At 58.8% G+C, this 16,009-nt stretch carries 12 protein-coding genes; 1 reads left to right on the plus strand and 11 read right to left on the minus strand.

All coding sequences use genetic code 11. The features are described 5' to 3' along the window. Positions 1 to 58: 58 nt before the first annotated feature. The gene (locus BLP93_RS01825) at positions 59 to 298 is read left to right on the plus strand and encodes a hypothetical protein (RefSeq protein WP_092116640.1); all 240 of its coding nucleotides are present in this window, start codon (positions 59 to 61) and stop codon (positions 296 to 298) included. A gap of 141 nt (positions 299 to 439) precedes the next feature. Here BLP93_RS01825 and BLP93_RS01830 read toward each other — a convergent pair whose 3' ends face one another. From BLP93_RS01830 to BLP93_RS01885, 11 genes are all read right to left on the minus strand, one after another. Beyond that, positions 440 to 1,891: a TrkH family potassium uptake protein gene (locus tag BLP93_RS01830; RefSeq protein ID WP_092116642.1), complete on the minus strand. Its 1,452-nt coding sequence runs from the start codon at positions 1,889 to 1,891 to the stop codon at positions 440 to 442. A 1-nt stretch (position 1,892) separates the two neighbouring features. After that, positions 1,893 to 3,257 carry a Trk system potassium transporter TrkA gene (gene trkA / locus BLP93_RS01835; RefSeq protein ID WP_092116644.1) on the minus strand — a complete coding sequence of 455 codons (1,365 nt, stop codon included), beginning with the start codon at positions 3,255 to 3,257 and terminating at the stop codon, positions 1,893 to 1,895. Positions 3,258 to 3,287: 30 nt separating this feature from the next. Then, a complete protein-coding gene (locus BLP93_RS01840) occupies positions 3,288 to 4,865 on the minus strand; it encodes a cation:proton antiporter family protein (RefSeq protein WP_092116646.1) in 1,578 nt (525 codons plus the stop codon). Positions 4,866 to 5,020: 155 nt separating this feature from the next. Beyond that, complete coding sequence (cydC, locus tag BLP93_RS01845) at positions 5,021 to 6,730, minus strand: thiol reductant ABC exporter subunit CydC (protein WP_244148617.1); 1,710 nt, start codon at positions 6,728 to 6,730, stop codon at positions 5,021 to 5,023. Then, positions 6,727 to 8,418, minus strand: coding sequence for a thiol reductant ABC exporter subunit CydD (gene cydD / locus BLP93_RS01850; RefSeq protein ID WP_092116648.1), 1,692 nt, complete (start codon positions 8,416 to 8,418; stop codon positions 6,727 to 6,729). The genes cydC and cydD overlap by 4 nt, the downstream gene beginning before the upstream one ends. A 411-nt stretch (positions 8,419 to 8,829) precedes the next feature. Continuing rightward, positions 8,830 to 9,855 carry a cytochrome d ubiquinol oxidase subunit II gene (cydB, locus tag BLP93_RS01860; RefSeq protein WP_092116652.1) on the minus strand — a complete coding sequence of 342 codons (1,026 nt, stop codon included), beginning with the start codon at positions 9,853 to 9,855 and terminating at the stop codon, positions 8,830 to 8,832. A gap of 51 nt (positions 9,856 to 9,906) precedes the next feature. Further along, complete coding sequence (locus BLP93_RS01865) at positions 9,907 to 11,277, minus strand: cytochrome ubiquinol oxidase subunit I (RefSeq protein WP_092116654.1); 1,371 nt, start codon at positions 11,275 to 11,277, stop codon at positions 9,907 to 9,909. A gap of 12 nt (positions 11,278 to 11,289) precedes the next feature. Continuing rightward, the gene (locus tag BLP93_RS01870) at positions 11,290 to 11,745 is read right to left on the minus strand and encodes an RrF2 family transcriptional regulator (RefSeq protein ID WP_092116959.1); all 456 of its coding nucleotides are present in this window, start codon (positions 11,743 to 11,745) and stop codon (positions 11,290 to 11,292) included. A 274-nt stretch (positions 11,746 to 12,019) separates the two neighbouring features. Next, on the minus strand, positions 12,020 to 12,604 hold the full coding sequence (locus BLP93_RS01875) for an exopolysaccharide biosynthesis protein (RefSeq protein ID WP_092116656.1): 585 nt from the start codon (positions 12,602 to 12,604) through the stop codon (positions 12,020 to 12,022). Between the two features lie 61 nt (positions 12,605 to 12,665). Then, complete coding sequence (locus tag BLP93_RS01880) at positions 12,666 to 13,760, minus strand: potassium channel family protein (RefSeq protein ID WP_092116658.1); 1,095 nt, start codon at positions 13,758 to 13,760, stop codon at positions 12,666 to 12,668. A 144-nt stretch (positions 13,761 to 13,904) separates the two neighbouring features. Then, on the minus strand, positions 13,905 to 15,893 hold the full coding sequence (locus BLP93_RS01885) for a hypothetical protein (RefSeq protein WP_092116660.1): 1,989 nt from the start codon (positions 15,891 to 15,893) through the stop codon (positions 13,905 to 13,907). Positions 15,894 to 16,009 lie beyond the last annotated feature (116 nt).

Genomic DNA, 16,009 nt, shown 5'->3' on the forward strand with positions numbered 1-16,009 from the left:
GAACTCTATCTTGCGACTTTGGAATAGGCGAACGCCCCGGCTCTTCTAAGGGATTTGAATGATACTGGAACAACTTTTTCGCACGGGGCTGGAAGAAAAGAACCTTGAATGTGAACCGCCCGCTTCGCTCAAGGCGCCGAGGCAAAGAAAAAGAATTTGTGGCTTCTGCTTGAAAATGCAGCCGCCACAAGGCTTCAAGCCTGATGGCATTTTTATCCCGACAGGGATCGAGAATCTTTTGGAAAGCAGCTCTTTCCCTGCTTTCCAAAATCTTTCCTTGGCGTCCTTGGCGTCCTGAGCGAAGCGAGCGGTTCCCTATTTCTGGTTTACTTGCACCAATGAATCAGTGATCGAGCAAATGGCATGTCGGGTACTACACAATCCCAAGCAAAATCATACTTCCCTTTCTGATCCCTGTTTTTACCGAACGCTCTAGGTTTCAGCGCTTCCAGAACGCCGGAACCAGAAAGATGATCATGGCGTAGAGTTCGAGTCTGCCGAGGAGCATGCACCAGGAGAGCAGCCATTTGGCGGCTGTAGGAAGATGGGCGAAGTTTTCAGCGGGACCGACGCTGCCGAAACCCGGACCGATATTGCCCATGGCCGCGATGGACGCCGTGAAGGCGGTGGTCATGTCCAGTCCCATGGCGGTCAGGAGCAGGGACGCCGCAATGTACAGCACCGCGAAGAGCCCTAAAAATCCCCAGACGCCGGCCAGCACGTTCTCCTCGACCACCTTGCGGTCCATTTTGACCTGGACAACGGCGTGCGGGTGGATGATCCGAAAGCACTCCCGGAAGATGTGCTTGAACATCAACTGAATGCGCATGCATTTCACGCCGCCGGATGTGGAGCCCGCACAACCGCCGACGAACATGGCCAGGAAGAGGATGCCCTTGGCCAGAGGCGGCCAGGTTTCAAAGTCCGCCGTGGCGAATCCGGTGGTGGTGATGATCGAGACCAGATTGAAGGCGCTGGCCAGCAGGGCGTCCACCGGCGAGGCATACGCCTGGACGAGCCAGAGGTGCAGCGCGATGATCGCCACGGTCGCGAGGATGAGAAAGAAAAAGAACCTGGCTTCGGAGTTGCGCCAGAGCGCCAGAGGTTTTCCGCGCAATGCCTGGTAATGCAGCGCAAAGCTCATCGCCCCGAGAAACATGAACACCGTGACCACGAGATGCAGGTATGCGCTCTGATAGTGGCCCATGGACAGATTCTTGGTGGAGTAGCCGCCGGTGGCGATGGTGGTGAAGGTGTGGCACAATGCGTCGAAAACCGTCATCCCGCCCAGAAACAGCAAGATCGCCAGCACCACGGTAAAGAGCAGGTACACCTTCCATAACGTCAGGGCCGCGGCCCGGACGCGAGGCTTGATCCGGTCCTGCCTGCCTCCGGAGAATTCCGTCCGGTAGAGGTGCATTCCTCCCACGCCCAGAATCGGCAAGACAGCCACCGAAAGCACGATAATGCCCATGCCGCCCAGCCATTGGGTCATGCTGCGCCAGAAAAGCAGACCCGGCGCCACGGCCTCAATGTCCGTGAGCACGGAAGAGCCTGTCGTTGTCATTCCGGAAACGGATTCAAAAAAAGCATCGGAGAAGGTGTCGAAGACGCCGCCGAAATAGAAGGGCATAGCCCCGAAAAAACCGGCGCTGATCCAGCACAGGGCCACAATCAAGATGGCTTCCCTGCTGGTCACGGTCTCCGGAGCATGCTTGCGCCACCCCAAAAAGAGCGCCAGTCCCAGCGCGGTCACGCAAATCATGGACCCCAGCAGCGCACTGGTTCCGGAGTCCTGATAGTACAGGGAACAGAGCAGGGCCGGGAACATGAACAGCCCCACCGCGGCAATGATCGCGCCGGTAAAGGAAAAGACGCCTCGCCAATGCATGCTAGAAATACTTCAGCTTCACGGCCAGGGAACGCTCCACCCGCTCGATGGTTCGGCGAGTGGAGAGGATGATGATGCGATCCTGGGGCAGGATAATGGTTTCACCGGTCGGGATATGCACGTCCTCGCCCCGGATCACGCAGAGAATCAGAGCGCCCTTGGGAAAATGCAGATCCTTGATGGGCTTGTTCACGATGCTGGAATTCTCCAGGGCCACGGCCTCCAAGGCCTCCGCCTCCTCGCCCTTGATGGGCACCGAGGAAATGACCTTGCCGCGGCGGACATGGCGCAGGATGGTGCTGACGGCGGCAATCCGCTGGCTGATCACGTTCTCCAGACCGATGGCCCTGGCCAGGGGGACGTAGGTGAACTTGTTGATTCGCGTGATCGTCTTGTCCACGCCGAGACTTTTTGCCAGGAGCGAGATCAGGATGTTGGTCTCCTCGCTGCTGGTCAGGGCGAGCAAAGCGTCCATGTCCTGAATGTTCTCCTCCTGCAGCAGGTCCACTTCCGAACCGTCGCCGTGCAGCACCACGGTTTGATCCAGTTCTCCGGCCAGAAAACGGCATCGCTCCAGGTCCATGTCCACAAGTTTGACGGAAAGGCCTTTTTTCTCCAGCCTTCGCGCGGCCAGCAACCCGACGCTGCCTCCTCCAATGATCATTATCTGGCGAATTTTCTTGGTGCAGGGATTGAACAACGGCATGACATTGTTCACCTGTTCGCTCTCGCAGATGAAATAGATGATGTCCTCCTCATGGATGTCGTCTTTACCCGTCGGGATCACAAGTTTTTCCCCGCGGATAAGCGCGGCTACGATAAACCGGTCATCCCGGTAGCGTTCCGGGACGTCCATCAACCGGATCCCCAGCAGCGGACTCTCCGGACAGACCCGGACGCCCACCAGACTGACTCGACCAGCGGCAAACTGATTGACCTCCAGGGCTCCGGGAACCTCCACCATCCGTTCCAGGGAATGGACGACCTCCTGATCCGGGTTGATGACGTGCGCGATGTTCACGATTTCCCGGGTCAGGGCGGACTTAAAGTGCATGTATTCCTGATTGCGAATCCGGGCCAGCTTGGTGATGTTCGGAGCCAGAGCGCGGGCAAAGAGACAAGCCGTGAGATTGGTCTCGTCGCTGTCCGTCACCGCCAGAAAAAGTTCGGCCTTCTGCAAACCGGCCTGTTCCAGCAGCACGGGGCTGCTGCCCGATCCCAGGATCGTCTGCACGTCCAGGTGATCGTTGATCCGCTTGATGGCGTCCGGATTCTTGTCGATGATCACCACGTCCTTGTTTTCCGTGGACAGCCGCTGGGCGACCCTGAACCCGATCTCGCCTGCTCCGATGATCACGATGCGCATGAGCGGTCCCTCCTTGTCGACTCGACGATCTCAGCCCGAAAGGCGACATCCTTCCAGAGCGCTTCGCACTAGTCCCGCCCCGGCTTGTTCGTACATGTTGTAGGCCGTGCAGACGCCGATTGCCGAAAGCTCCTCCACTTCCTCGGGAAAACGGGCAATTGCCGCGACCTGGCACTCGAAACCGAAATTACGAAGTTGTTGCGCCGCGTACATATTGCCGTAGTGGTTGGGCATGGCGAGAATGACCAGCTCCAACCGCAGATCCTTGCGGAGTTTCAACCAGAATTCGGTATCGCAGGCATCTCCCAGGATGACGTTGCGCCCCTGGCTCCGATTGAAGTCCACCCGGTCCGGGGCATGCTCCACGCCGCAGATTTCCTTGCCATACGTTTTTTGCAGTTCATCGTACGCGCCGGACCCTATGCGCCCCATTCCCAGAACCACGGCCTTCACATCGCCTAAATCTATGGGGGCGTCATGAGGATGACAATAGCTGCGCTCAAAGCGGCAGAGCCAGCCGAAGATTTTCCGGTAGACATATTCGGAATGGGTGCTCAGAGGTGAAGACACCGCAAAGCTGATGCTCACGGTCATGGCCATCACCAGGAGCCAGTCCGGGGTCAAGAGACCCTGCCCCACGGCAATGGCAGCCACGATCAGCCCGAACTCGGAATAGTTGGTCAGGCTCAGGGAGGCGAACAGACTGGATCGAGCCCGCAGCCCGAATTGACTGACGATGAAGTGATAAATGCCCGTCTTGAAGGGCAGAAGCAGGCAGAGCAGGACCGCGGCCACGAGCATTTCCAGAGTCGGCAGCCCCGTCATGCCGATGGACAGGAAAAAACCCACCAGCATCAGTTCCTTGAAGCCGAACAAGGCCTTGGACAGTTCCGACGCCCTGGGATGTCCGGCAATGAGCACCCCCAGCACCAACGCCCCCAGATCAGGCTTGAGTCCGACCAGGGAAAAGCCTTCAGCCCCGACGCCCAGCGCAATGAACAGCCCGCAGAGAATGAACAACTCTCCCCTGCCCGCCATGTCCATCAATTTGTACAGCACGGGTCGCAACAGCGGCAGAGCAAGCACGCTCAAGGCCCAGATACTCGGGAGCTTGCCCGCGGATGCGCTCAGAAACAGCACCGCGAACAAATCCTGCATGATCAGGATTCCAATGGCTATTCTGCCGTAGAACGCGGTCAAATCGCCCTTTTCCTCAAGCACCTTGACCGCAAAGACCGTGCTGGAAAAGGCCAAAGCAAAACCCAGAACCAGAACCGTCTGCCAGGACATGTCCATGAGTGAAGATTGAAACAAGTATTGCCCGAGCAGCAAGACGCCGCACATGAATGCGGTCGTGACGAGCATCTGAACCATTGAACTGGCCCAGATCTCCGCCTTGAGCAAACCCCGCACGTCGAGCTTCAGGCCGATGGAAAAAAGCAGGAGCTTGATGCCCAGATCGGCCACGAAATCCAATCCCTGCGGGGTTTCCAGCCCGATCATGTGGTAAGCGAAACCGGCCACCAGGAACCCGACCATGGGCGGCAGGCCGATTCGGGTCAGTGCCAGGCCGAAGGCAAACGCGAAGCTTACCAGAATAACAAGCATAATGATTCTCCAATCCTATTCGCAACTTAATAACGGTCCGCAAACAAAAAAAGTGGATCCTGGATCCACTCTGTTCAGCACCAGCAGCATGCTCACCTATTCCTCAACTACGAGAACTGTCAAGAAATGCAACCAGGGTCATATGAAGCGATTGTTCAAAGATGATGCAATGGAGCGCCCGCCGGCAACAATTCACCCTGGTCCAATCGGTGGACCACGTCCATGTATTCCAGTCCGGCCGGTCTGTGGGTGATCAGCAGTACGGTGCGTCCCCGCATCACCGGCTCCAGGGCTTGCCAGAACGCGGATTCCGTGGCCGCGTCCAGGCCTTCCGTGGGCTCGTCCAGGATCAGGATGGGCGCATCCTTGAGCAGGGCCCGGGCCACGCTCAACCGCCGGGCCTGGCCGCCGGAAAGCCGGGCGCCGAACTGCCCGACCTGGCTCTGCAAACCTTCCGGCAGCGAAACGATGAATTCCTCCAGGCGGGCCGTGCGGGCTGCTTCCAGCAGCTGGGCGTCCGAGGCTCGGGGATTGCCCAGGCGCAGATTGTCGGCAATGCTCGCATTGAACAGAAAGACGTGCTGGGAAACCACGGCCATTCTGGCCCGGACATCCTCTCCGGCACAGGTGCGCAGTTCCCGTCCACCCAGAAAAATTTCGCCCTGATCGTATTCCCAGAATCGCAGCAGGATTTGCTGCAGGGTCGTCTTGCCCGAGCCCGCGGCTCCGACAATGCCCGCTCTGCGGCCCTGGGGCAGACGTAAATGGACGTTTCGCAGCACTGTTTCCGTGCGGCCCGGATAGGTGAAGGCCAGGTTCCGGATTTCCAGATCGCTTTCCCGGCCCATGATTGCCGGATCAACCGGCTCGCGCACCGGGGGCCGGGCTTCGGTAATGTCCAGTATTCTTGCCGCCGCGACGCGGATCTGGCCCCACATCCGCCAGGCGCCCGGCAACGGCTGGATCGCCTCGAAGCTGACCAGGGCCAGCACCGCCAGCATGGGCAGGGAGGCCGGCGACCATGCGCCGTCGGCAATCAACGGCATGCCGATCACCAACACCAGCCACATGGCCAATCCCGACGCCAAGCCCACCGCACCCTGAGCGAAACTCTCCAGCCGGGCGGAGCGGCGCTGGTGTCCAATCAGCCGGTCATTCTCCTCCTGGACCAGTGCCCGGTGACGGGCTTGGCCGCCGTAGACCATCAACTCTTCCATGCCCCGCAACCCGTCAACAACCAGACAACGCATCCGGGACGCGGCTCGGACCTGCCCGGCTCCGGGTTCATCTCCCAGACGCAGGCAGATCCATGGCAGAAGTGCGCCGGCCGACAGCCACAATCCGGCCACGCCCAGGGCCAGCCCGAGGTCGAAGGCCAGGAGAAAGACAAACCCGCAGGCCGCCACGCAGATCGCGGCTCCGGCCGGAAGCAGCAGACGCAGGTAGAAGTTGTCCAGCAGGTCGATATCCGCGCGCAACCGGCTGAAGAGGTCCGCGCTGTGCATTTTTCCCAGTCCCGCCGGAACCAGGGGCGCGAGACGCTCGAAAAAGCGGACCCGGAGATCGGCCAGCAGGCGCAGGGTGGCGTCATGGGTCAGCAGCCGCTCGGCATAGCGGCCGATGGTGCGCACGATGGCCAGACTGCGGATGGTCGCCGCGGGCAGAAAGTAGTTGAACAGCGTGCCGGAAGCCCCGGCCAACGCCATGGAGGCCAGAAACCAGGCCGCCACGGTTAGCAGGGCCATGTTGGCCAGCACGGTGACCACGGAACAGGCCATGCCCAGCAGCAGCCACGGCCATTTTGCGCGGGCCATGGAGAGCAGCATCCGGAATTCCCTGGCATTGCCCGCTCCAGGTCCGTTCATGAACTTCCCTCCAATGTCCCGAGTTCCAGAACCACGTCCGCCAGATTCCGGACCTGCTCGTCGTGCGAGGCCACCACCAGGGTCCGCTCTCCGGCCATGGTACGCAGTGCCGCCAAAACCGTCGCCTTCCCGCCTTCGTCCAGATGGGCCGTGGGCTCGTCCAGCAGCAGAACCGGCGCCGGCTTGCACAGCGCCCTGTTCAGGGTCAGACGTTGCCGTTGCCCGCCGGACAGCCCGCCGCCCCCTTCCTCCACAAGGCTCCACCAGCCGTCAGGCAGGGCGGCCAGATCCTCGTCCAGCCCCGTCAAAGTCGCCATGGCATCCAGTTTTTTCCAGTCATCCGCCGACGGCTCGCCGGAAAGATTCAGGAGGATGTTTTCCCATATGGTTCCCGGCAGGATGAAGGGATTCTGGGGCATCCAGGACACGTGACGCAGCCAGGCGTCCTGGTCCACTTCGGCCAGGTCCGCATTGTTGACCAGGACCCGGCCGCCGCTTGGCGCAACTGTGCCCAGCAGGATCCGGAGCAATGTCGTCTTGCCCGCGCCGCTGGGACCGGCCAGAACGGCGAACGACCCGGCCGGGATGCTCCGGCTGACCTGGTGGAGAACCATGGGGCCGTCGCCATGGCGAAAGCTGACCGCCTCCAGTTCCAGCCGGACGGACGACCATTCCGGACGAAGCCTGCCGCCTTGCTTCTCCGGACCGGGCTGCTCCGCCAACAGGGCCAGCAGACCTTCGGCCGCGGCCATGGCGGAAAGCCGGGAATGGTAATGGGTCCCCAGGGACCGCAGGGGCAGGTAAAATTCCGGGGCCAGGAGCAGAATGAAGAACCCCGTCTGAAAGAGCATTGTTCCGGAAAGCAGCTTGAAGCCGATGATCACGGCCACCACGGCCACGCTGACCGTGGACAGAAATTCCAGCACCAGGGCGGAGAGGAAGGCGACGCGCAGCACGGATACCGTGGTTTCCCGGTAGTTGTCGGTGATCCGGGCGATAATCTCCGCTTCCCGGCGGGTGGCGTTGAACAGCTTCAGTGTGGTCAGGCCCTGGAGACTGTCCAGAAAACGGGCGCTGAGCGAGGCCAGCCGCCGCCATTGGCGCTGGTTGATCCGTTCGGCCCGCTTGCCGATGAGAATCATGAACAGGGGAATGAACGGCGCGGTGAACAGCAGGATCAGACCGCTGACCAGGTCCAGGGGAAAAACAAATGCCAGCACGGCCAGGGGGATCAGGGCCGCGGCAGCGGCCTGGGGCAGGTATCGGGAATAGTAGGCTTCCAGCCCCTCCGCGCCGTCCGCCACGTAATGAGCCAGATCACCGCTGGAACGGGCGCGCAGACGATCCGGCCCCAGGGCTTGGAGATGATCGTAGAGCTGCATCCGAATCCGGCTTTTGACCTGGGCCGCGGCCTGAAAGCCAAGCTGCTCCCCGCCCCAGACCAGACCGGCCCGCAACAGCATCAGGCCGGGCAGTGCAATTATAGGCACGAGCAGATCAGCCAGTCGCCGTCCCTCAAAAAGAACCTCATGCACCACCCAGGCCAGAATCCCGGCCTGCACGATCAGCACGATCCCGGCGACAAAGCCCAACGAAACCGCGACCAGCAACAAGCCCTGCACCTGCCGGGCCGCTGCGCGGAGCCATTTTTCCGGGGCTGAGGGAAGTTGCTGGAGCAATTTGGTCATGGTGGAAGGAGTGAAAAGAGGGGGTATCCGGTCAATCGGACGTGGCCCTGAATAGGTATGATCACATGAAAACCGCCCACTTCGCTCAAGGCGCAGAGGACGCCAAGGAAAACATTTTGGAAAGCAGGGAAAGAGCTGCTTTCCAAAAGAGTTGCCTCATCCCTGACGGGATGACGAGGTGCATCGCCGCTAGACGGAGAGCCTTTTGGCTTCCGCATCTTTCCAGCGGAAGACGAAAATCTTTCTTCTTGGCGTCCTCTGCGCCTTAAGCGAAGCGGGCGGTTCAATCTACTAAAAACGACGCTCCAACCGGATGACCGAAACGAGTATCGTCCAAGCAAGAAGGCGGCCGGCAAACAGCCGCCTTCCTGTAATGAAGATTCATATCGGCGTCCGCGACAGGTTCAGCCGTCAATACGCCTCTTCGTATTCCAGGTGCTCATCCTTGATCTTGTGCCCGAAGGTCACGTGCAGCCAACTCTGGTAGACGATGACCAGAGGAATGAAGACCAGGGTCACGCCGAGCATGATTTTCAGGGTCAGGGGGCTGGATGCCGAATTGGCGATGGTCATGCTGTAGGCTGGATCGATGGTGGATGGCAAGAGAGCCGGAAACAACCCCACCACGCCGAACAGAGTCACGCTGATAATGGCCACGGCCGATGAAGCCCAGGCCTTGACCATGGATCGCTTGCCCAGGGCCGCGCGGGCCGAGAGCAGGCCGCCCACGGCCACAAGCAGGATTACGAACAAGACGGGATTGTTGACGTAGTTGACGAACAGGTTCGTGGCAAAGGCGGTCATCACCAGGAACAGAATCACCGTGAATACCAGGACCATCCACAGCTTCTCGGCCATGGCCGCGGCTCGGTCCGCGATGGGCCCCTCGGCCTTGACGCCCAGCCACAACGCCCCGTGCAACGTGAACATCAGCACGAAAAGCACGCCCCCAAGCAATCCGTAAGGATTGAGCAGGTTGAGTATCCCGCCTTCGTTCACGCCATCGGCGTTCAAGGGAATTCCCTGAAAAATGTTTGCAAAGGCCACGCCCAGCAGCAGGGCCGGCAGGAAACTGCCCACGATATGGAATCCGTCAAAGACCCTGCGCCACGCGTCGCTGTCCACCTTCCGTCGGAATTCGAAGGAAATCCCGCGCAGAATCAGGGCGAAGAGCAGCAGCATCAGGGCCGTGTACATTCCGCTGAACAAAGCGGCGTAGGTGGCCGGAAAAGCGGCGAAGGTCACCCCGCCGGCGGTGATCAGCCAGACCTGATTCCCGTCCCAGAACGGTCCGGCCGCATTGTACATGATGCGCCGGTCCCGATCATCCCTGGCCAGAAACGGCATCAGGGTTCCCAGGCCGAGATCGTAGCCGTCCAGGGCGAAATACACCGCCCAAAGCACTCCCCACAGGATAAACCAGGTCGTTTCCAACATATCGTCACTCCTTTCATTGCTGCAATGGAAAGATTCCTGAATCGATTCGGACTAGGCCGGAATCGCATCCGTTCGCAAACCCACGGCCTCAGCCTGGATGTCGTCGCTCTTGTCTTTCTGCGATTTCGGTCCCTTGCGTCCATGGTACGACAGCAGAAAGACGTTCAGCGCCACCAGGAGAGCGTAGATCATGACGAAGAGCGTCAGGGAAAAGGCAACCTGACCGACGGAAATACCTGCTGAAAATGCATCTTCGGTGCGCATCAGGCCGTTCACGATCCATGGCTGCCGACCCATCTCGGCCACGATCCAGCCCAACTGGATGGCAATGTACGGCAAGGGGATGATCCAGGGCAGAATACGCAGCAGGAGCGGCGAGGATTGCGGATCCTTGCGCCGGATCCAAACCCAGGCCGCCAAGGCGGGAAAAAGAAATCCAAGGCCGACCATGGTCCGGAAGGAGATGAACGTCATCATCACGGGCGGACGGTCCTCTTTGGGAAAGTCCTTCAGTCCCCGGACCTCGGAGTCGAAGGAGTGATAGGCGAGCATGGACAGGCCGCCGGGAACCGGCAGCAGTTCAACCAGGTTCCGCTCATTGGCCGGATCGGGAATCGCAAACAGATACTGGGGCGCTCTGGTCATGGTATCCCAGTGCGACTCCATGGCCGCCAGCTTGGCGGGCTGATACTTGGCCACTGTTGATCCGTGATGGTGTCCCTGTACCACCAGGGCCAGGGCGAAGACCAGGGTGAAGGGCGCGGCGATCCGGAACGAGCGCTGGAAAAAATCCACATTGCTTTTCCGGGCGAGGTGCCAGGCCGAAATGCCCAGGACGAAGAATCCGCTGAGCACGTAGGCGGAGAAAATCACATGCAGGAACTGCTGCCAGGCAAAGGGGTTGGTAACCAAGGCTGCGAAGCTTTCCAGTTCGGCACGATTGCCGTTGATGATGTAACCGGATGGATTCTGCATCCAGCCGTTGGCCATCAGGATCCAGAAGGCCGAGACGCTGGCGGCCAGGGCCACGAGCCAGATGCTGGCGTTGTGCAATTTCGGGGAGATGCGGTCCCAGCCGAAAACCCAGACCGCCAGAAAGGTTGATTCCAGAAAAAAGGCCAAAGTGGCTTCAATGGCCAGCAGCGACCCGAAAATGTCGCCGACGTACGCCGAATAGCGGGACCAGTTCGTCCCGAACTGGAATTCCAGGGCAATTCCCGTGACCACGCCCAGAGCGAAATTGATCAGAAACAGTTTCCCCCAGAACTTGGCCATCCGTTTGTAAACCAGCTCTCCCGTGCGCACCCACTTGAATTCCATGTATGCCACCAGAATGGAAAGCCCGAGAGTCAACGGCACGAAAATGAAGTGTACAAACGTGGTGAAAGCGAATTGCAAACGAGACAACAAGAGAACGTCCACTGCCTTACCTCCTTAAGAATCTGATTGAGAGCCGCTATCTTCTCCACCGTCCAGGGAACGGCGGGAATTTTCCATGCAAAGCAGATCGGAAAGCGGAACGCTCAGGGTCTCGCGCAACCCTTCCCGGGCTTTTTCCCATACCTGATGCACGCCGCAAAACAGGCTGCGATGACAACTATCCGGACGAAAAAGACATTCGTTCAGAAATATCTCGCCCTCCACGGCCTCGATGACCTCCAGCAGGGTCACCTCTTCCGCGGACTTGAGCATGCGGTACCCGCCCCGCGGCCCCTGCACGATCTGGATCAATCCGGCCTTGGCAAGATTCTGGGCGATCTTGGCCAGAAACGATCCGGGGATTTTCATGGCTTCGGAAACGTCCTTTTTCAGGACTACGTCCCGTTCCCGCTCCCCGGCCAGGAACAGCATGCACCGGACCGCGTATTCCCCGGCCTTGGTCAGCATCATGAATATCACCTCCATACAGGACAAATAGGACTTGTTTTGTCTCATATGTGGGCCGCTGATTTCTGTCAAGAAGAAGATCATATACAAGTTCAGAGATACCCAGCGGTTCGTTCAGTCTGCCAACAGCCTGACGGGGTTGGAACGGAACAAGGATCGCTAAAGTTTCGTTGGCTCGCTCTGGATGCCCTAAACTCTGGATGCCCCAAACGCGTAGAGACAAGGCATGCCTTGTCTCCCATCCCGCAATGTTGTTTTGATGTCATGCGTTGGAATGCTAGAAAATGTACCTCATGATCAGCACGACGCTGACGCCCGTCCAGAGATAGGCAAACAGGGCGACAAGGCCGTCGCGGGCAACCAGGGCCAGACCGAAGGCGCCCACGGCGACGCCAGCGGCGGAAGCGGAAAAAGGGACCAGCTCCATGATCGGCATGCCCGCGGCAATGGTCACACAGGAGACGGCGATGGCGTAGGTGCCGACGGAGCGAACCAGAATCGCAAGACGCGGTTTGAGCAGAAGGTCGATATGTCTCGCCGGCATTTTCATCCAGGACATCGCCTTGTCCAGCCTTTTTCTGGTCACGGAACGCTTCAGCAGCCAAGCCGGCAACCAGAAATGATCTCTGCCGATGATCATCTGCAGGGCGATCAGAAGCACCATGGTGGCCATGGTTGTCGGCATCCCCGGCACCCCGCTCAGAGGCGACACCATGAAGAAACCAACCGTGAGCATCAACGGGCCGAAGGATCGGCTGCCCACGGCCTCGATGATGGCGCCGAGGGAAACCCTGTCGTTCTCCCCCTCGATCTCGGAGATCCTGTCCAGCATCTCTTCAATGTTCTCCAGTTCATGCGCCATTATTTCGCCTATTCAACGAATGCCTCCATGCTTCGCTGAATGAAGATTCACTTTGCATCTTTTAGTCACGCTTTGGGAACGTCTCATCCTTTTCGAAAAGCATCAAATCGCCCAGAGCGATGATCCCATGCTCCCACTGCAAGCGATATGCGTTATATTCTCTCAGTCCCGCTTCCGCATTTTCTCGTACCGGTACGCCCCATTTGTGCATTTGCGTTCTTGCCTTGTGATAATGATCCGTCCATTGCACTGATTCCGGACTTTTCCGTGGCTCGGGCAATGCTGTTCTTGATTGTTCAGACAGCATCGCCTCGGTAAAATACGAAAGCAAAGACATGCCGCCGCTCCACATCTCCTCCACCGCGGCCCCCCGGATCTGAGGGGCGAACCGCTTCTCGTCCAGCGTTGTCTTCAAGAGGCTGACCGTATCCAAGGTGACGAACAGGATTCGGGGAATGCTGTACTGGGCTTGTGGGAACCGAAAATATTGCAGAATGGGATAAAAATGATGCGATTCCAAAATATTTGACAATTGGACGGATATTTCCGCGAATTGCTGCTGTGCGTAGATCAGCTCCTGATCTACGGCCAGACGCGAAACGTACTCTGAAGGATCACCTGAATTCAATGTCTTTCCATGCAAAGAAACGGCAAATGTGTTCCGTTGGCGCAACGCATCGAACAGACTCAGAAAATAAGTGATGATCAGTGTGAAAAAGGAGAAACCGATTACGGACTGAGCGACCATCAGGATGCGGTAGAAGTCGTTCTCCGGAATGATGTTCCCGGTCCCCAGTGTCGAAAATGAATACCCGCTGTAGTACATGGCGGCCATGAAGTGAGTCGGTGTTCGGCCATTGTCAGAGACAACATTGATTCCCAGTTGCGGCCAGATGATCAGGGCGAACCCAGTGACAAGCAATACGACCCAGAGGAGCGTCAGGACAACGATGATGGTCGGGCCGCAGAAGGACAGAATCAAGTGTTTACGGCTGGGAACGAAGCCGGCTGTTTTTCTGAACAGGAACCAGACACTTCGGTTCACGCCAGGTGAGAGCAGTCCGATGCCGCTCCGGGCGTACAGGACTGTCAGGAAGACATCCACCGCGGCGCACAAGACCAGAAGTGCGCCCAGGGTATAAATGATCCAATCCATGAAGCGTCCTTCGTCTTATTTGACTGAGTACACTTGATTTTTTCTATTTTCCCTGAATGCGCTACACCGCTGCCGCACCGGGGTGCGGTGCTCCCAGGTTTTATCCCTTTGATTACCGCTTTTTTTAGAGAAATTTCCCCTTAATCAACGATCCTCCTGAAACTCCAGGAAAAGCAGATAATGGATCAGAGCATCCTGCTCCTGCCGCGAGTATCCGGCCCCTTCATCCACCCAGTGTTCATGGCCGGTTCCGGTGACCTTTACCAATTGAAGCTCTTCGGAATTCGCCGTGACCTCGATCAACCGTTTGCGCAGTTCTCTGTCCACCAGGGCGCGCAGGCTGTTCACCGGATCAGGCCGCACTCCGGCGTGGAATGTTCCGGGAATGCCGACCTGGGTCCGGGCATCAGGTCCAACGGCAATGCTCCCGTCATGCAGATATGGTGGCGACCACCAGAGCCCGATCAAGCCCTTCACCTTGAACCCGCCCTCTCCCCGCTCGTCCTGAGCATAGGACATTCGAACTTCATCCATATCCAGAAGATCCAAGGGCACTTCGAGCATCCGCGCATTGAGGGGCACAGGCACGGGGGTGTCCCAGGACCAGGTCGTGGGCGGAAAGATCATGGCTTCCCAGTTGTTGGCGTTGGCCCGCGCTCTTGAAGGGCTGGCCCCGACTTCACGCGCCGGGAGAACCCTGTTGTTGGTGTATGCCGGTCCGCTGTGGCAGTCGCCGCATCCGGCGGTCTGGAAGACATCCCGGCCCAGGGATCGTAGTTCCTCCACATGCTCGATGGGTGGAGGCGGCGGCGCGAGGGTATTCTGGAACGCGGACATGGCGTTGTTCTCGAACCAGACCAGGGAGCCGTTCTTGCTGATGAAGAGTCCATCGGGAGAAATCAGCGACCCTTTTGGAAAAGAGGGGGTATGGACCATCTCATTGAAACCCATGGTCGGCGGGGTCGGATTATTGCGCTGGAAGAATTCCGAAGGCTGGACTCCACTTTCCGGATTCCAGCGATACCGGCCGCGGGAGGAATTCTGGAGCACCATGGCGTAGGTCAGTTCCTTGTCGAAACCGAAGAGATCCATCGAGGCCTCTGCTTGCGAAATCCCGTCGGAATTCAGCGCGTGGACGTTGTTGTTCAGCACTGACAACCCCATGAAGGGACCGGCTCCGGCGAACCCGGTCCACCCATAAGGATGGTCCTGCCAGGTGAAGGAATCCGGGATCTGGGACGGGTTGGCCACCAGATCGATGGTGGAATCGAAGGAGCCCGGGGGCCAACTCATGAAGACCCTGTCCACGGCATCTTCCAGCAATTCGGGATCGGGCAGCGCAACCGTACGCCCGTCGGAGGTCGTGACCGTGCGGCTTGCATCGCTGACGAGATCGTCAAGCGATCCAATCTCCGCGTTGGCGAAAATTCCCGCTGAATTCGGCGCAAAGGCGATCAGCTTGCCGATGTTCAGGTTCAGGTTGGGCGCGCCTTCCACCACTTTGCCGCTCTCCATGTCCACGGCGCTGTGACACGCGGCGCAGGTGATGCCTCCTCGAATCCTGCCGTGGGAATAGCGGACCTTCATTCCCAAAACGCTCAGGCTGCCGGGCACGATGTCCAGTCCGGTGTTCACCATGTCCCCGCGCGAATATTCGCGCCCCCCGATAATGGCGTCCCGGGCGACTCGAACCTGCAGGTTGTCCGTACCTTGGCCCCGATTGGCAATGATTGCCCGGATGAACGACCACATGGTCAATGGCCCGTCCATGAAGCCGATCACGTCGGTGGAGAAAATTTCATTCCCGAAGGTCTCCTTATAGAAGGCCTCCCTCCCCAACTGGAGAAACTCAGGGTCAATCTCCACCGCCCCGTGTGCGGGCGTCAGCAACCGCGCTCCTTCTTCGGTTTGGAGCAGTTCATCGGCCTCTTGCCTGGTTATGGAACGACCCCAGTAGTCATAGGCAATATCCGTGTTGATCCGTTCCGGATTCAACACCTTGTCCATTGGCGGCATGTAGGCGTATTCGAATTGAATCAGCAGCGAAACCATGAACAGCAAAACCAGAACAACGATCACGTTTCTGGTCCACCGGAAAGCCCTGCCGCGCCGTTTTCTTCCTGTTTCAGCCATAAGCGACTCCCCGAACTGAACTGCCGATAAGAGCACGAGGCAACTGCTCAAAAAGGTCGGAACCGTCCTGCGTGTTCCCGGGCAAACTGGATTCCCGCCTTCGCGGGAATGACTTC

The organism is Desulfonatronum thiosulfatophilum (assembly GCF_900104215.1).
Classification (GTDB): domain Bacteria; phylum Desulfobacterota; class Desulfovibrionia; order Desulfovibrionales; family Desulfonatronaceae; genus Desulfonatronum; species Desulfonatronum thiosulfatophilum.